The sequence below is a fragment of the Shewanella aquimarina genome (genome assembly GCF_023349185.1).
GTDB classification, from domain to species: domain Bacteria; phylum Pseudomonadota; class Gammaproteobacteria; order Enterobacterales; family Shewanellaceae; genus Shewanella; species Shewanella aquimarina.
Window position 1 is genome coordinate 42255 of the sequence record NZ_JAKIKY010000008.1, and the last position, 15993, is coordinate 58247.

Consider the following 15993-nt stretch of genomic DNA (forward strand, 5'->3'; position numbering starts at 1 on the left):
CGTGCCGACGGATGGAGGATGCTGTGAGTGAAAATATAGAGAGACGGAGGTTCCTGAAATGCTTAGGAGCCGGCTCTTTGATGTTGGCGCCCTTGGGCTGCAGCGTTAAGGAGCAGACTGCTCAAACCGAATCGCCACACTATGTGATGGTGTTCGATCAAAATAAATGTGTGGGGTGTGGCGGTTGTAAGGAGGCCTGTAATAAAGCCAACAACCTGCCCGAGGGACGTTCGCGAGTGATACTGGAGCAGCAGTCATCTGCCGTTGCGGGGCAGGCTTGTCCCCATTGCGGCAAGACAGATTGCGATTGCCAGCGTAAGTATGTGCGGGTCTCCTGTCAGCAATGTCAGAATGCCCCCTGTGTGTCTGTGTGCCCAACGGGGGCGGCTCACAGAGATCCCAACACAGGCATAGTCACCATGGATGCCAGCAAGTGTGCCGGCTGTAAATACTGTATCGCCGCTTGTCCTTACAACGCGCGCTATATCAATAGTGAGACGGATGTGGCCGATAACTGTGACTTCTGCCTCGAGAGCAAATTAAGCAAGGGAGAGTTGCCTGCCTGCGTACAGGAGTGTCGTTACGATGCCCTGATCTTTGGCGATGCCAACGACCCTAACTCCTATGTGAGTCGTTTGCTGGCGGTGAAGGATTCGGTAAGGATTAAGGCCCATCTGGGGACCGAGCCGAGCCTACGTTACATTCCTATCGTTAAGTTGGGGGTATAGAGATGGACGGAACACTCGGATTTACCATAGGTTTGTCGGAAGGGGTTGCCTGGCCTTGGCCCATTGCCGTGTACCTGTTTTTTGCCGGTATCTCGGGCGGTGCCCTGTCGGTCGCGTTGTTCATTCGCTTCTATAAACAGCAGAGCGTTAACACCCCCTTCCTCAAGGCGTCGGCGCTAATTGCCTTCGTGACCATAGCTCTGGGCATGCTTTGTCTGGTGTTGGATCTGACCAACCCGCTGTTTTTCTGGCGTATCTTGGTCTACTACAACCTCAACTCCGTGATGTCTGTCGGGGTGATCGCCTTGTCGGCCTATATCCCGCTGGTCGCCTTGATCGCCTTGTTTGCCCTGGAGGAGGAGATCCGTCGCCTGCCTATTTTGGCGCCGCTGCTGCCGCTTATCGACAGGTTAAGACCCTGGCGACGGGCGAGTGAAACCTTAGTGTTGCTATTGGCGCTGGCAGTATGTGCCTACACAGGCTTCTTAATCTCAGCCTTGATTCGCTTCCCTATCATCAACACCTCGGTGTTGCCTGCGCTGTTTGTGGCCTCTGGTCTGTCGGCCGGCGCGGCGGCGGCCAAGATGCTGGCGGTTGGGTTGTTTAAGGAAGACAGACACAGCAGCGACATGCAGATTTTGCACGGTGCCGAGTGGCCGATCATGTTTGCCGAGGTCTTGTTCCTCTTCATGATCATCATGTCACTGGCCACTGGTAATGCCGGCGCGCAGAGTGCCTTCGAGGCTTTCCACAGCGGCAGCTGGTCTATGGTGTTCTGGCTGGGTGTCGTGGGCATCGGATTTGGTGGCCCTCTGCTGCTGAATTTTGCCACAGGTAAGCAATTCAGTCATTCGGCCCAGGCCTTCTACCTCTCGGGTCTATGCGCCGTGAGCGGCATGATGTGCCTGAGGATGTTCATCCTCTACGCCGGTCAAAACTTTGCGATTTGATCCTTTAGCTCAGCCCCTGTGTGACAGGGGCTGATTATCCGTTTAGGAGACACAATGAGAGCCTTTATCTTCATTTTTATTTGTTCCTTGTTTATGTCGGGGTGCGGCGCGGCCGAGAGCGACACTCATAGTCACGCGAGTCTGGTGATCGACGCCCATGAACGCTGTCACATGTGCGGCATGATGGTGAAGCAGTATCCCGGCCCTAAGGGGAGCCTGCATCTTAAGGGGGGAGAGCTACAACCTAAGTTCTGTTCGACCCGTGACATGTTCATGTTTGCCCTGCAGCCCGAGAATCGACGTCAGGTCGAGACACTTTGGGTGCACGATATGGCGGCAACAGATTGGCAGTATCCGGACGATGAGCATTTTATCGATGCCACTAAGGCCTGGTATGTCTATGGATCCAATCGTAAGGCGGTGATGGGGGTTGCCGTAGCTCCTTTCTCAACTCTCACTGCGGCCGAAGAGTTTGCCCGCCAGTATGGCGGCGCCGTGTTCAAATATGACGAGATAACTCTTGAGTTACTTTCGGCTGATTAAGCACCGTCTTTGGCCTGTGTTGGCTCAGTCATTGGGCCTGTGCCTGTGTGGTTTACTGTTTATGGCGCCAGTGCTGGCACAATCCAGTGATGGGACTCGGCACGTTACTGTGGTGGACAGCGAGACGTTACACTCGGCGTTGACCTCCATGCCCCAAGGCGCAGAGATACGGCTAAAACCTGGGCTCTATCGGGGGCACTTTCACATCGAAAAGCCCCTGACCCTCATCGGAGCACCTGGCGTGGTGTTCGATGCTCAGGGAGTCGGTTCGGCAATCGTGGTCAGTGCGCCGGGGGTGAGTATTACCCGGGTGACTGTGCAGCGCTGGGGGCAGGATCTCTATGAGAAGGATGCCGCCATTCGCCTGATGCCCGGCGCAAACGACGTTGCAATTATTGCCAATCGGCTTGTCGGTCCCGGTTTCGGTGTTTACGCCAGCGAGGTGAGCGACCTTAGGTTGCTGGATAATCAAATACAGGGAGATGAGCAGACATTCTTGCTGGATCGCGGCGATGGGATTCATCTGCTGAAGGTGAATCACCCTACTGTTCGCGGCAACCGTATCAGCAAGGTGCGTGATGGTATCTACCTTGAGTCGGGTATAGGCAGTCGCATCTATAGCAATCATCTCTCCGATCTGCAGTATGGCCTGCACTATATGTATACCCAACAGGATGAAGCCATGGACAACCAGGCGACTCGGGTGAGTGGTGGTTACGCCCTGATGAACTCGCAGGGGATTCATTTGATCGCAAACACAGTAAAGCACGCCCAGGAGTTTGGGGTGCTGCTCAATCTTACCCATGACGCCAAGATCCAAGCCAATCAGATTGAGGCGACCCAGATGGCCAATAGTGTGGCCGGCGATCTGTTTAGCGAAGGCAAAGGCTTGTTTGTATACGGCGCTCAACGCAATCAGATCATCGGCAACTCAGTTACAGGTAATCAGATTGGCATCGCCATGGCGCTAGGCGGTGAAGACAATGCCGTTTATCAAAACCAGTTTTTAGCGAATAAGACCCAGGTGCGCTACGTGGGGGAGCAGCGAGTAGAGTGGAGCTTTCAAGGCCGGGGAAATTACTGGAGCGACTATCAGGGCTGGGATCTCGACGGTGATGGCATAGGCGACAGTCAGCATCTGCCCAATGATAATTTGGATCGTCTGTTTTGGCTGTATCCGGAGGCAAGGTTTTTAATGGAGAGCCCCATAGTGAAGTTACTGAAATGGTTGGATAACCAGATACAAGACGAGCATTCTGCTGGCGTGGTAGACAGCTATCCTCTGATGGTGCCGTTAAATGCTTTCGTGCCGCATACCGGGGAGGCACTATGAGTCAGATAGCGGTGAGTGTGAGGCAGGTGAGTCATTTCTTTGATGAGCGCAGTGCCCTGAATGAACTGAGTTTCTCGCTGCCGAGCGGCCAATTGATGGCGCTCCTGGGTCATAACGGTGCGGGCAAGTCGACGCTGATCAAGATGATTCTAGGCCTACTGCGTCCTACCTCGGGCGAGGTGAACGTATTCGGGCGTGCGGTGACGACATCGGGCGCCATGACTGAGATAGGTTATCTTCCTGAGAACATTAGCTTTTACGATAAATTAACCGGCCATGAGGTACTGAGTTATTTTGCGGCGTTAAAGGGGATCTCAAAACAGACTGTGAATCGGCTGCTGGAGGAGTTTGGCCTGGCCTATGCGCAGCACAAGTCGGTTAAGGACTACTCCAAAGGGATGAAACAGCGCCTGGGATTTGCTCAGGCTATTCTGGCCCGGCCCAGGTTGCTGCTGCTGGATGAGCCTACTGTGGGGCTCGATCCGCAGGCGTCGCAGTTTATCTATCACAAGATCAAACAGCTGGTTACACAGGGAAGTACGGTGATTGTTTGTACCCACGAACTACAGCTGGTGGAATCGCAGCTGGATCTGGCCTTAATTCTCGGCAGAGGGCGCAGACTTGCCTTCGGTACGCTCGACGAACTGCTGCACAGCGGCAACATGAACCTACGCGTAGAGCATCCACGCCTAGATAGCCTGGTAGTGACCCATCCCCTATTAAAATCTTTTTACGCAGACGGCGGCTTAAATTGTCCTGTCTCACAACGTGAGGTGTTGATGAAATATCTGATCTTAGAGTGCCAACTGTATGATGTTAAGGTGAGCACCCCGGATCTGGCGCAGGTGTACCATGCCAAAATGGCTCAGATGCAGGTTTTAAACGAGCTGGGACTGAGCCTGACACCGGGAGATATCTGATGCTGACCATAGCTAAGCGGCCGAGCCTCGGCCTCATCTGGGTGATCGCGAACAAAGAGCTGAAAGACAGCCTCAGAAATCGTTGGGTGCTGGTGGTTTTTGCCATCTTCTGGGTCTTGGCGTTGAGCATGACTTTTGCCGGCAGCGCCGTCAGCGGCACGCTAGCCTTACCTAGCCTAAGTAGCGTTATCGCATCCTTGACCACTGTCTCTGTGTTTATCATCCCCCTGGCGGCGATTTTGCTCAGCCATGATGCCTTCGTGGGGGAGGAGGAGGCGGGCACTCTCTGCTTACTGCTTACCTATCCGGTGAGCAAGTCGCAGATCCTTGTCGGTAAGTTGCTGGCCCACTGTACGGTGACATTTACTGCCATTACCAGCAGCTACGGCAGTAGCGCCGCGATCTTGATGCTGTTTGGTCGTGGTGAGGCCTGGGAGGAGATACTGTCGGCCTTTGGGCTCTTGATTGCCAGTAGCTGCCTGCTGGCAACAATCTTCATTCTGATCAGTTACCTGGTGAGCCTTAAATCGGCAGAAAAGGCCAGAGCGGTAGGGAGTCTATTGGGACTCTGGTTTGCCTTGGTGCTTATCTATGATCTGCTGCTGTTGGCACTCTTGGTGGCCGATCTCGGCTATGGCAGCCAATGGTTGGTCAACCTGCTTATCTTGCTAAATCCAACCGATCTCTACCGCGCCATTAACCTGGTGAGTGCTGGTGCCCCTCTGGGAAGCCTTGGACTGCTGGCTCAGTATGAGTGGAGTTTGCCGCTTCTGCTGGGGGCCTGCGTTGCCTGGCCATTGCTGCTTCTGTTTTGGACTCGCCGCGTATTTATCACCAAGTTGGTGTAGTGCTTAGCCGCAGCATATTGAAGCAGGGTTTTGGGCGGTAGTTCACATTCTTCGTGGCTGCCTGAAATCCTGGCGCAGTATTTGAGTGAATAATCACGTTAATTTTGTAGGGACATTAATAAAATATCATAGATAACAATAAGATATTTCTAATTGATGATTAGGAATTATTGAGGTGTCAGGTGTTAAAAATTACGCCATATCTTGAGTTCGATGATGAGGCGCACCAACTGCATGATCGCACCTGTGGTGCCACCATAGGGCTGAGCTTTTCCGAGTCGGCGGTGTTGGCGCACCTATTGTCTCAGCCTGATGCCATCTGTGATAAAGAAGCGTTGATCGCCGTTGGCTGGCCCGATCGTGTGGTGGCGGCGACCTCGCTGACACAATGCATCAGCACTCTTCGCAAGAAGCTGGAGCCTTTTCCCGAAGTTCAACTGAAAACGGTCGCCCGGCGTGGCTACCAGCTACATGTCTCACCTAAATCCCGTGTCACCATGCTGGCGGTGACTGATGCGGAGTCGATCAAAGATGCGCTGATCGATGTTTCCTTGATGGTTAAGATTAGCGGCATCTTGATTGCGCTGGGGATTGTGGCCACCCTCTGGTATCAGAGTGATTATCATAAGGTGATGAAACATTCGGCCAAGTGGGTGTCAGGCAGCGAAATTAATCTGAACATAGGGGGAACCAAGCGGCCACTGACGCTGATCCACCCTAAAGGGGTCGATAGTCTACATCCTTCCAATTGGCAGAAGCATATTGCGCCCGAGAGCAATAGCATTGAGGGATTTAACCATTTTGGTGGTTTCGCCTTTACCGATGGCACCCACTATTCGGTAGCGGTATGCGACCTGGGTGACAACGGCGAGTGTCGCCGAGATAAGATCATCAATTTGACCGAAATCGACCTGAAGCCTGCCGGCCTCAACATGGTGGAGTTTGTCGAGCTGAGTAAGCGAATGGAAGATAGGATCCGCTACAACCGCATCCTGATCCCCCCTAGCGAGGCCGAAGGTGAGCTGGTGGAACATCACTACAATGGTGATATCTATTTTCCGGTGGCAGACGAGTTGCTGGTACGTGCCGACTTAGGGATCTCTCTGGTGTACGACAAACCTCTCAGCGGTAAGTTTTACTCCCGCGCCTGTATTACGGATCAGGACTGCCTGACCACGCCGATTAAGTATCAGATCCGCGGCGAGTTCGAGCAGTATCGTCAGCAGCTTGGTCAGCTGGATGTGGATGTCTTTTATGTTAAGGTCAGGCAGAAAGATCTGATCATGCCAGAGGTGGTGAGTGACTCGGCCATGCACTTCTATCGTGAGATTCGTAAACATAATATTCGCGACGAGGAGCTGTTTTACATGCGAATACATGCCGACAACGGCACTGCGGTCTGGGTGGTGCCATTGCTAGGCAGTCTGGTCGCCTGGACCAAGTATGAGAAGGTAGCCCTCTAACGGTGAGGGCATAAGCCCCGACCTTAAAGGTCAGGGCTTGCGCGATAGCATTACTTGATGAAGGCAAAGGCGTCGCCGTAGAGGTGCTGCTCTTCGACGCCGATCTCGCGGAAGACTTCGCGGGCGGCGCCGACCATGTCGAAACGACCGGCGATATAGATGTCGTAGCCGTTGAGGCTGACATAATCCTGCTTAATCTGCGCCAATAGGTTGGCCGTTTTGCCTTGCCACTCGGGCGTCGACTCTTCTACCACAGGCACGAAATGTAGCCAGGTGTGATCCTGATGCCATTGACGTGCCAGCGACTCATAGTACATAGCATCTTGGTTACGACAGCCCCAGTAGAGGGTAGTCTCAACATTCTGCCCAAGGGCGATCGCCTGTTCGACTATGCTCTTGATGTAGGAGAAACCTGTGCCGCCGGCGATCAGCAGGCGGGGTCTGTGGCTGTCGGCGCGTAGGAAGGCTTCGCCGCCCGGCGCTTCGATGTCGATATATTCGCTCTGCTGCAGGCGCTCGACTACCTGCATGGGGTAGCTCTCGCTGACGGCGGCACCTATGTGCAGCTCGATCTGCTCCTGGCCTGGCGCAGAGGCGATAGAGAAGGGACGTTTATCTTTTTCACCCATTACGACGCAAAGGTACTGACCAGCCTTAAATTCGAAGCTGGTTTCTGGGGTTAATGCTACCTGATAGACGGCATCATTAAAGGCGGTAACATGTTCAACTTTACAGCGTATGGTGTTCATTGGTTTTCCTTTCAGACCCTCTCTGTGGAGGTTTAGCTCCTTCGAATACCTGATTAAATTGTTCAAGTATTCAAAGGGTTAACTTCTTTGATTTATTTTTTAAAATTCAGACGATTAGTTTATGTCTGATATTGATTATAGCGTTGGCGCTTCGTCTATGCCCAGGTCATCCCAGATCGCATCGATCCTCTGTTTGACCGCTTCGTCCATGACGATAGGGGTGCCCCATTCGCGATTGGTTTCCCCTTCCCACTTGTTGGTGGCATCCATCCCCATCTTAGAGCCGAGTCCGGCAACCGGGGAGGCGAAATCCAGGTAGTCGATAGGCGTGTTGTCTATCATCAGGGTATCACGCTTGGGATCCATCCGGGTGGTGATGGCCCAGATCACATCGTTCCAGTCGCGGCAGTTGACATCCTCATCCACTATGATGATGAACTTGGTGTACATGAACTGGCGCAGGAAGGACCAGGCGCCCATCATTACCCGCTTGGCATGTCCCGGATACTGCTTGCGGATGGAGATCACCGCCATGCGATAGGAGCAGCCTTCGGGCGGCAGATAGAAGTCGACGATCTCCGGATATTGCTTACGCAAGATAGGCACGAACACCTCGTTCAGTGCCACACCCAACATGGCGGGCTCATCGGGTGGCCTGCCGGTGTAGGTGCTGTGATAGATGGCGTCGCGTCTGTGGCTCACATGGGTCACGGTGAAGACAGGGAACTCGTCGGTCTCGTTGTAATAACCCGTGTGATCCCCGTAAGGCCCTTCTTCGGCCATCTCGCCGGGCTCGATATAACCTTCGAGGATGATCTCGCTGGTGGCGGGCACCTCGAGATCGCAGCTCAGCGCCTTACACACCTCGGTGCGTTCGCCGCGCAGTAGACCGGCAAAGGCGTACTCGCTCATGGCATCGGGTACTGGCGTCACGGCGCCAAGTATGGTCACAGGATCGGCGCCCAGCGCCACCACCACGGGATAACGTTCGCCGGGATGCTGTGCCTTAAAGTCTTTGAAATCCAGTGCGCCGCCGCGATGATCCAGCCAGCGCATGATCAGCTTGTTCTTGCCCAGCAATTGTTGGCGGTAGATCCCTAGGTTTTGGCGTTTCTGCCTCGGTCCCTTGGTGATGGTGAGTCCCCAGGTGACCAAGGGGGCGACATCGCCGGGCCAGCAGTGCTGAATGGGCAGCATAGTGAGATCGACCTCATCGCCACTGACCACAACCTCCTGACACGGAGCATTGCGTACCGTCTTAGGTGGCATGTTTAGCGCCTGCTTGAACATGGGGATCTTGGCGATGGCGTCTTTAAAGCCGCGTGGCGGCTCGGGTTCCTTGAGGAAGGCCAGCAGCTCACCCACATCGCGTAGGGCGAGTGGGTCTTCTTTACCCAGGGCCATGGCGACGCGTTTGGGAGTGCCAAATAAGTTAGCCAGTACCGGCATTGTCTTGCCGACAGGATTTTCAAACAGCAGCGCCGGGCCCTTGGCTCTTAGCACACGATCGGCGATCTCTGTCATCTCCAGATGGGGATCGACGGGGTGGCTAATGCGTTTTAGCTCGCCATTGGCTTCGAGGTGATCGATAAAACTGCGTAAATCCTTAAAACTCATTTGGAAATACTCGCGTTGAGAAAAATGTGATATGGCGCGCACTATACCATTTATGGGCGTTATTCCCAAATGCCTTACACCGGCTTTGCAACCCCGGCATGGCAAGATTTTCAGGGCGTATAATTAAGGGTAAGATGCGGTGAATCTCTCGGGCATGAGGTGGCAAGATGAGGCTTAATGTGAACCCTTTATTACTCCTGGCTGGGCTGTTGTGGCTTGGTGTCTTGCCGCCGATTTCTACCGACGCTTGGGCGTTGAAGACAGACAAATATGAGCTGGCTCCATACGTCGGTCTAGGGTGGGGCTATCGCCCTGGCTGGCATCGGGACTTCTATGACCCTTGGCGCTGGCAAGTCGGTATAGGCACAGGTTTTCCCTACTGGCGCCATGGCTACCGGGGCAATGACTGGGGCTACTGGCGAGACGACTGGCGTTACCCCTATCGCTATCAGCCGCGTAAGCGCCGGGAGCCTAAACCTATCGCACCGCCTCAGCGGGTGACCACTAGCCTAGCTCAGAGCGATGCGATTCATAGCCTGCCAGCCAATGCCAGAGTGAAGGTGAAGGACGGCAGGACGGTATACGAATGGCAAGGCGTTGAGTATGTCTACGACTGGAATAGCGACAGCTACCGGATTGTAAAGTAGCCGTCGCGGCTTACCCTTTACGCTTTAGGGTTTAGAGTGGCTGCAACCAACGCTCTGGCCGGAATAGGTAGTAGTGTTCCGGATCGTTGGAGAAGGCGACTCTATGGGCCTTGCCGGTGATCTCTTCGCGGGGGACGAAGCCGATGACGCGGGAGTCGGCACTGGCGTCGCGATTGTCACCAAGGGCCAGGTAGTGCCCTTCGGGCACGGTCACAGGGCCGAAATTGGCCAATCTCGAGGGTTGGTCATTCAACCTGATGGCGTGGGATTTGCTGGGCAGGGCCTCTTGCCGTTCGCTATAGGCTTGTTTTCGTGTGCCAAAGACTTGCTGCTCGTCAGTGTTATCGGGCGCCTCTTGGTAGCTTAAGGCCTCACCATTTAGGTAGAGGCGATTGTTGCGCATGGCCAGGGTGTCACCGGGCAGGCCTATGATGCGTTTGACCAGTTTCTTGTCGGCCACGGCCGAGTCGAAGGTGATGATGTCGCCACGCTCTGGATCCGCCAGCTTCATCAGGCTGATATGGGTAAAGGGCAGACGCAGATCGTAGGCCATCTTGTTCACCAGTATGCGATCTCCCTGCACTATGGTGGGCAGCATGGAGCCGCTGGGGACATGATTCCAGTCGGCGACGGCACTGCGAAATACCAGCATCAGGCCGATAAACAGGATGAACTGGCGGTGTTGTTTTATAGAACGAATCACTTTTTTTAGCATACCAACTCCTTGGAAAGTAAAGTGTCTTGCAGAGTCAGACGCTTGTTTGCCCGAGTGGTTCCAACCGTATTCGCGTATAAGCGTAAGCAAATATTTTTGCTCTGCCGAGCTCGGCATTGATATAGTGCTGCCACTTGTCCTGAGGCCATCCCATGGAGAGAGAATGAAGTACCAGTGGATATTATTTGACGCCGATGAAACCCTGTTTCATTTCGACGCCTTTAAAGGATTACAGCTGATGTTTTCGCGTTTCGGTGTGGACTTCACCCTTACCGATTTCGAAGAGTATCAAACGGTTAATTTGCCTTTGTGGGTGGATTATCAAGACGGCAAGATCAGCGCCCGCCACCTGCAGGTGACCCGCTTCGAGCGTTGGGCCGAGAAGCTCTCTGTGACTGCCGAGCATCTCAACGCGGCGTTTCTTTCGGCCATGGCCGATATCTGCACCTTGCTGCCCGGCGCCGCCGAGTTGGTGGACGCCCTCTATGGCAAGGTGAAAATGGGGATCATTACCAATGGTTTCACCGACCTGCAGACGGTGCGCCTAGAACGTACCGGCTTGCTGCATGCCTTTTCGCCCGTGGTGATTTCCGAAGAGGTTGGCGTTGCCAAACCCGATGTGGCGATCTTTGAACACGCCCTGTCGCAGATGGCTCATCCCCCCAGGGAGCATGTGTTGATGGTGGGGGATAACCCTCATTCAGATATTCAGGGGGGGCTCAATGCCGGGTTCGATACCTGTTGGCTGAATCCTGCCAGTCAGCCTGCACCCGAGGGGATAACGCCACACTATCAGGTGACTTCGCTCACCGAGCTGAAACACCTGCTGCTTAAAGGCTAACTCAATTCGGGCTAACAGCCTGAATCGACAATCTCGAAGGTCGGGCCCTGAGAAGTACTCAGGGCCTGGGTGTATTTGAGGTAGCAGTTTTGGCCGCTGGATTTCCTGCTTGGGTGCATGAAGCGGATAAAAGGCTCGGCCTTGTTATTGTGAAAGTACCAGTCGGCCGGATCGTCGGCGTTGAACACGGCATCGGCAAAGCTGGCCTCGAGCAAGAGATCCCAGGCGTGGGCCGAGTCGGCGGCGGGGTAACCATAGGCGAGTTCCACCTGATCGCCGTTGAGGCTTATGTTCGTACTGGCCTGTGTCTGCAGGTTTTCCTGACTCGCCTTGGTGAAGACCAGGGGCAGGGTGCCGCTCATCTCCCCTTTGAGCCCCTGAAGGGCTGCAACGCGCGCATCGGACTGGATATTGATGAAGCGTGGCAGGGCTATCGTTGCCAGAATCGCCAGTATGATCACCGTGATGACAAGTTCAATTAGGGTAAATCCGTTAGGTTTCATCTTGCTACCTGCAGTTTTCTTTGTGTTTATACTACACCCCGAGAAGGCATTTTATCCCCTAAACAAGCTTAAAAAGGTTGTTTTTAACGCATTTGTCATCGAAAAATGCCTTAATGGATTATTTGTTGCTCAGTTAGTGAAATTTAGGCTTTACATTTAAAGTCCATTTCCTTACTATTCTCGGCGTTCGGAGAGATGGCAGAGTGGTCGAATGCACCGGTCTTGAAAACCGGCACGGGTTTATAGCCCGTCTAGGGTTCAAATCCCTATCTCTCCGCCATATTAACAAAGCCCGCTTTATAGCGGGCTTTGTGCTATCTAGCATATAGCATTTGAGTCATAGCCGGGTTCCTAATGTTTAAGCCCGACTATCTCTTTGCCACATTAAGAAAAAAGGCTTCCAGAAATGGAAGCCTTTTTTCGTTTTGGCGAGTAAATACTTAAAGACTGACTATCGGGATCACTTGAACCCAGGGTTCCTAATGTTTAGATCCGGCTATCCCTCTGCCACATTAACAAAGCCCGCTTTATAGCGGGCTATATGCTAGATAGCATTTGAGTCATAGCCGGGTTCCTAATATTTAAATCTGGCTATCTCTCTATCACATTAAGAAAAAAGGCTTCCAGAAATGGAAGCCTTTTTTCGTTCTAGCTTTCGAGTGCTGGGCACTGTCTTGTCGGCGCTTTTCATACTGTCCTCTTGAGCCGTGTTATACCAATCACAGTAAACATGTGATCAGAAATAGCGCAGGAAAAACGCTTGAGAACAAAGCAGGATTTTTAGATAAGTAGTTATTCTACAGTTAAAAATACTAATACAGTTATCGAGCGTTTTAACAAGCTAGAATGATCAATTATTTATTACGATTGGTATTAACAACCAACACGAGCGACATTAGCACCGTGAACTCATGAGCTTAGACGAGCGAAAAATAGATGTCGGTGATCAGCTCATGCTCCGCCACTTCGGGGAAGAAGTTGTGGTACTCGAAGTAGAGGGGAAAATCCCTCAGCTCCTCGCCGCTCTCGGGTAACCAGTCGCGGTAGAACTGATAGATCTTATCGTCCATCTGATCGTGTGATCCCTGGTGGCGGATCACGGCGCAGCGACCGCCGGGGATCGTCTTGGTGATCACCCCAAAGTCATTGGCCTTGACCTCAGACGCTACCGAGCCACAGATGTCGAAGCGAAACGCCTCGGGCTCGACCGTGTTGGGGTCGTTAAAGGGCACCCCTAGTGTCAGACTGCTGGCCACAGGGGATTCGTTGCTCTGCTTACGCCAGCTGATAAATTGTTGAATCGAGTCGTTCAGTGAGGCCGGGCTGCCCAGGTGCTCCAGCACCGCGACCTTGATATCGTCTCTTTGCGTGAGTTTAATTTGCACAGTTTCTCTCCTTGTATAGTTCACCTTGGCATATTCCTGACTCCATTGCTCCCATTGCGGGGTCAACCTGAACTGGGATGGTGTCTGGGCAAATATCTGCTTGAAGGCACGCGAGAAGGATTCGCCGTTCTCAAACCCGGCGTCGAGGGCGATGTCGGTGATCTTGAGCTCGGGGTGAAACACCAATCGGTACGAGGCCCGCTTCAGCCTGAGCAGGCTGATGTATCTACCTAAGGTTATGCCGGTATACACCTGAAACTGGCGATGAAAATGATACTTGGAGAAGTGCGCCTTCTGACTGAGTTGTTCCAGCGTCAGGGGCTGGTCCAGATGTTTGGCAATATAGTCGCATACCGTCTGTATGCGTTGACTGTAGGCCTGGTGCGCTGCTCGGTTCATATACATCCCTTTTCAAGTGAGAGGCCATTGTGCGACGAGACGGTCGGCTTTACCTGACTCATATTGCTCAATTGAAGATGGCTGAGCGGACCGTCTTAGAAGCCTCTGCGCTTCCAGAAGTTGGCCACCTGGCTCTCCTCGTCATTAAGGTGCACATGAAAGGTTTTCTCGGCAACCACCTTGTCGCCCAGTGAGAGGGTCATGCGCCACTTGCCCACCTTATCATGCTCGGGGGCCCAGATGGTGTCACCCAGATAGAACTTCCAGTCGTTAGACTCGACGAACAGCTCACCCTCGAAGGGCGGACGAATATTGCCCTGCTGATCGGGAATGTGGGGATGATAGATGCAGTAGCTTAGCTTGCGATTCTTGGCCTTGCGGATGCGGGCGATAAAACCAAATTCTATGTCAATCTCTGCAGGCACATGGACTGTGGCCTTGAGAAATTTGGGCAGATCTGGGCTCTCTTCATCCCAACGGCTGAAGAGTCCCGCCTGCAGTATGGTGACGTCGGCTTTGAGCTTAGACAAAGTAGGCTGGCCTTATGGCCTAGGTGTGATACTTCACGGCCATGTCGATCAGCGGCTCGCGGCTGGCCTTAGCGGCGCGCAGCCTGGCCAGATAGTTCTCCCATAACTCCACCTGATTGGTAGCTAAGTCATAGAGCACCTTCCAGGAGTAGAGACCCGTGTCATGGCCGTCATCGAACACCAGCTTGACCGCATAGTTGCCCACGGGGGTGATGGCGTTGATATTGACGTTCTTCTTGTGAGTCACCAGCACTGGGTTGCCGTGACCATGCACCTCGGCCGAGGGGGAGTAGACCCTTAAGAGTTCACAGCTGAGGGTATATTGCTGGCCGTTATCGAAACTGACTTCCAGCTGACGCGACTTACGTTTGAGTTTGAGTCCTGTGACCTTGGGGGTATCGCTTTGAGGAGTCATGGCTTTGCCTTTTGGGAACGCTTGGGTGTTAAAAAAAGAGGGCCCGCAGGGGAACTGACGGGCCCTTTAAGTTTACAGGATGAAGCGGCTGAGGTCTTCGTCCTGTACCAAGTTGTCCAGGTGAGCGTTGACATAGTCGGCATCGATCACTGTGGTGCTGCCCGATTTGTCCGAGGCCTCGAAGGAGAGGTCTTCCATCAGACGCTCCATCACGGTATGCAGACGGCGGGCGCCAATGTTTTCGGTGCGTTCGTTCACCTGCCAGGCGGCCTGGGCGATGCGCTCGATACCCGACTCGCTGAACTCTACCTTAACGCCTTCGGTCGCCATCAGCGCCATATATTGCTCTGTGAGCGATGCATGGGGCTCGGTGAGGATGCGTTTAAAGTCGTTGGCCGAAAGGGCTTCCAGCTCGACACGGATCGGCAGACGACCCTGCAGCTCAGGAATCAGATCCGATGGCTTGGACATCTGGAAGGCACCCGAGGCGATAAACAGGATATGGTCTGTCTTGACCATGCCGTGTTTGGTGTTCACCGTGCAGCCTTCTACCAGTGGCAGCAGGTCGCGCTGAACCCCTTCGCGGGAGACGTCTGGGCCCGAGGTGTCGCCACGCTTACAGATCTTATCAATTTCGTCTAAGAACACTATGCCGTGCTGCTCAACCAGTTCGATAGCCTGTTCCTTAAGATCGTCAGGGTTTACCAGCTTGGCAGCTTCCTCTTCGATCAACAGCTTGTAGGCTTCCTTGATGGTCATCTTGCGGCGCTTGCTGGCGCCGGGGCCCATGTTTTGGAACATGCTCTGTAGTTGGTTGGTCATCTCCTCCATGCCGGGAGGTGACATGATCTCTATGCCCACCTGAGGCGCGGCGATATCGATTTCGATCTCTTTATCATCCAGCTGGCCTTCGCGCAGTTTCTTACGAAATACCTGGCGAGTGCCTGAATCATCTTTTTGCTCGCTGTCCCAGTCTTCCTTCGGCTTAGGCAGCAGGGCGTCGAGAATGCGCTCTTCGGCGGCTTCCTCGGCTCTGAATTTACACTTGGCCATCTGCTCTTCACGGGTCAGCTTAACGGCGGCGTCGGTGAGGTCACGGATGATCTGCTCGACCTCCTTACCCACGTAACCGACTTCGGTAAACTTAGTGGCCTCGACCTTGATGAAGGGCGCCTTGGCCAGCTTGGCCAGACGGCGGGCGATCTCGGTTTTACCTACACCCGTTGGGCCTATCATCAGAATGTTTTTTGGGGTGACTTCTTGGCGCAGCGCGGCGTCAAGCTGCATACGGCGCCAGCGGTTGCGCAGGGCGATAGCGACCGAACGCTTGGCATTTTGCTGGCCTATGATGTGGCTGTCCAGCTCGTGAACAATCTCGCGTGGAGTCATCTCAGACATAAGTATCCC

Annotated in this window: 17 protein-coding genes and 1 tRNA gene; 10 read left to right on the top strand and 8 right to left on the bottom strand. The window is 53.6% G+C overall.

What is annotated here, in order from left to right; all coding sequences use genetic code 11:
• Positions 1-23 precede the first annotated feature (23 nt).
• The 7 genes from L2731_RS11240 to L2731_RS11270 all read left to right on the top strand — a co-directional run bounded on the left by L2731_RS11240 (position 24) and on the right by L2731_RS11270 (position 6785).
• On the top strand, positions 24-728 hold the full coding sequence (locus L2731_RS11240) for a 4Fe-4S dicluster domain-containing protein (protein WP_041510790.1): 705 nt from the start codon (positions 24-26) through the stop codon (positions 726-728).
• Between the two features lie 2 nt (positions 729-730).
• Positions 731-1678 carry an NrfD/PsrC family molybdoenzyme membrane anchor subunit gene (nrfD, locus tag L2731_RS11245; RefSeq protein ID WP_249253186.1) on the top strand — a complete coding sequence of 316 codons (948 nt, stop codon included), beginning with the start codon at positions 731-733 and terminating at the stop codon, positions 1676-1678.
• 54 nt (positions 1679-1732) lie between these two features.
• Positions 1733-2221, top strand: a complete 489-nt coding sequence (locus L2731_RS11250) for a nitrous oxide reductase accessory protein NosL (protein WP_239852935.1) — start codon at positions 1733-1735, stop codon at positions 2219-2221.
• Complete coding sequence (gene nosD, locus L2731_RS11255) at positions 2199-3554, top strand: nitrous oxide reductase family maturation protein NosD (RefSeq protein ID WP_249253188.1); 1356 nt, start codon at positions 2199-2201, stop codon at positions 3552-3554. Before L2731_RS11250 ends, nosD begins: the two co-directional genes overlap by 23 nt.
• The gene (locus tag L2731_RS11260) at positions 3551-4474 is read left to right on the top strand and encodes an ABC transporter ATP-binding protein (protein ID WP_249253190.1); all 924 of its coding nucleotides are present in this window, start codon (positions 3551-3553) and stop codon (positions 4472-4474) included. Before nosD ends, L2731_RS11260 begins: the two co-directional genes overlap by 4 nt.
• The gene (locus L2731_RS11265; RefSeq protein ID WP_249253191.1) at positions 4474-5322 is read left to right on the top strand and encodes an ABC transporter permease; all 849 of its coding nucleotides are present in this window, start codon (positions 4474-4476) and stop codon (positions 5320-5322) included. Before L2731_RS11260 ends, L2731_RS11265 begins: the two co-directional genes overlap by 1 nt.
• Before the next feature lie 182 nt (positions 5323-5504).
• Positions 5505-6785, top strand: coding sequence for a winged helix-turn-helix domain-containing protein (locus tag L2731_RS11270; protein WP_249253192.1), 1281 nt, complete (start codon positions 5505-5507; stop codon positions 6783-6785).
• A 50-nt stretch (positions 6786-6835) separates the two neighbouring features.
• On the opposite strand, the gene fre is transcribed toward L2731_RS11270, so the two are convergent.
• Together fre and ubiD are read right to left on the bottom strand one after the other, a co-directional pair.
• Positions 6836-7534: an NAD(P)H-flavin reductase gene (gene fre, locus L2731_RS11275; RefSeq protein ID WP_249253193.1), complete on the bottom strand. Its 699-nt coding sequence runs from the start codon at positions 7532-7534 to the stop codon at positions 6836-6838.
• A gap of 135 nt (positions 7535-7669) precedes the next feature.
• The gene (gene ubiD / locus L2731_RS11280) at positions 7670-9151 is read right to left on the bottom strand and encodes a 4-hydroxy-3-polyprenylbenzoate decarboxylase (protein ID WP_249253194.1); all 1482 of its coding nucleotides are present in this window, start codon (positions 9149-9151) and stop codon (positions 7670-7672) included.
• A 179-nt stretch (positions 9152-9330) separates the two neighbouring features.
• Between ubiD and L2731_RS11285 the strand changes: the two genes are divergently transcribed.
• Positions 9331-9798 (top strand): hypothetical protein, encoded by a 468-nt coding sequence (locus tag L2731_RS11285; RefSeq protein WP_249253195.1) that lies wholly within the window; start codon positions 9331-9333, stop codon positions 9796-9798.
• Positions 9799-9829: 31 nt separating this feature from the next.
• Here L2731_RS11285 and lepB read toward each other — a convergent pair whose 3' ends face one another.
• Positions 9830-10513: a signal peptidase I gene (lepB, locus tag L2731_RS11290; RefSeq protein ID WP_249253196.1), complete on the bottom strand. Its 684-nt coding sequence runs from the start codon at positions 10511-10513 to the stop codon at positions 9830-9832.
• 163 nt (positions 10514-10676) lie between these two features.
• Between lepB and yjjG the strand changes: the two genes are divergently transcribed.
• On the top strand, positions 10677-11354 hold the full coding sequence (gene yjjG / locus L2731_RS11295) for a pyrimidine 5'-nucleotidase (protein WP_239852923.1): 678 nt from the start codon (positions 10677-10679) through the stop codon (positions 11352-11354).
• 11 nt (positions 11355-11365) lie between these two features.
• On the opposite strand, the gene L2731_RS11300 is transcribed toward yjjG, so the two are convergent.
• A complete protein-coding gene (locus L2731_RS11300; protein WP_249253197.1) occupies positions 11366-11857 on the bottom strand; it encodes a type IV pilin protein in 492 nt (163 codons plus the stop codon).
• 189 nt (positions 11858-12046) lie between these two features.
• Between L2731_RS11300 and L2731_RS11305 the strand changes: the two genes are divergently transcribed.
• Positions 12047-12137, top strand: a tRNA-Ser gene (locus tag L2731_RS11305).
• A gap of 637 nt (positions 12138-12774) precedes the next feature.
• Here the strand turns inward: L2731_RS11305 and L2731_RS11310 are convergent.
• From L2731_RS11310 to hslU, 4 genes are all read right to left on the bottom strand, one after another.
• Positions 12775-13641, bottom strand: a complete 867-nt coding sequence (locus L2731_RS11310) for an AraC family transcriptional regulator (RefSeq protein ID WP_249253199.1) — start codon at positions 13639-13641, stop codon at positions 12775-12777.
• Between the two features lie 95 nt (positions 13642-13736).
• Positions 13737-14171, bottom strand: a complete 435-nt coding sequence (locus L2731_RS11315) for a DUF3859 domain-containing protein (RefSeq protein WP_249253201.1) — start codon at positions 14169-14171, stop codon at positions 13737-13739.
• A gap of 19 nt (positions 14172-14190) precedes the next feature.
• A complete protein-coding gene (locus L2731_RS11320) occupies positions 14191-14586 on the bottom strand; it encodes a gamma-butyrobetaine hydroxylase family protein (protein ID WP_041510794.1) in 396 nt (131 codons plus the stop codon).
• 72 nt (positions 14587-14658) lie between these two features.
• The gene (gene hslU, locus L2731_RS11325) at positions 14659-15984 is read right to left on the bottom strand and encodes an ATP-dependent protease ATPase subunit HslU (protein ID WP_041510795.1); all 1326 of its coding nucleotides are present in this window, start codon (positions 15982-15984) and stop codon (positions 14659-14661) included.
• Positions 15985-15993: the final 9 nt, after the last annotated feature.

What these genes read in the sequence shown, in the direction of transcription:
- nrfD (WP_249253186.1), top strand. Translation starts at nt 731, where the DNA reads ATGGACGGAACACTCGGATTTACCATAGGTTTGTCGGAAGGGGTTGCC.
- L2731_RS11250 (WP_239852935.1), top strand. Translation starts at nt 1,733, where the DNA reads ATGAGAGCCTTTATCTTCATTTTTATTTGTTCCTTGTTTATGTCGGGG.
- L2731_RS11260 (WP_249253190.1), top strand. Translation starts at nt 3,551, where the DNA reads ATGAGTCAGATAGCGGTGAGTGTGAGGCAGGTGAGTCATTTCTTTGAT.
- L2731_RS11265 (WP_249253191.1), top strand. Translation starts at nt 4,474, where the DNA reads ATGCTGACCATAGCTAAGCGGCCGAGCCTCGGCCTCATCTGGGTGATC.
- fre (WP_249253193.1), bottom strand. Translation starts at nt 7,534, where the DNA reads ATGAACACCATACGCTGTAAAGTTGAACATGTTACCGCCTTTAATGAT.
- ubiD (WP_249253194.1), bottom strand. Translation starts at nt 9,151, where the DNA reads ATGAGTTTTAAGGATTTACGCAGTTTTATCGATCACCTCGAAGCCAAT.
- lepB (WP_249253196.1), bottom strand. Translation starts at nt 10,513, where the DNA reads ATGCTAAAAAAAGTGATTCGTTCTATAAAACAACACCGCCAGTTCATC.
- yjjG (WP_239852923.1), top strand. Translation starts at nt 10,677, where the DNA reads ATGAAGTACCAGTGGATATTATTTGACGCCGATGAAACCCTGTTTCAT.
- L2731_RS11300 (WP_249253197.1), bottom strand. Translation starts at nt 11,857, where the DNA reads ATGAAACCTAACGGATTTACCCTAATTGAACTTGTCATCACGGTGATC.
- L2731_RS11310 (WP_249253199.1), bottom strand. Translation starts at nt 13,641, where the DNA reads ATGAACCGAGCAGCGCACCAGGCCTACAGTCAACGCATACAGACGGTA.
- L2731_RS11320 (WP_041510794.1), bottom strand. Translation starts at nt 14,586, where the DNA reads ATGACTCCTCAAAGCGATACCCCCAAGGTCACAGGACTCAAACTCAAA.
- hslU (WP_041510795.1), bottom strand. Translation starts at nt 15,984, where the DNA reads ATGTCTGAGATGACTCCACGCGAGATTGTTCACGAGCTGGACAGCCAC.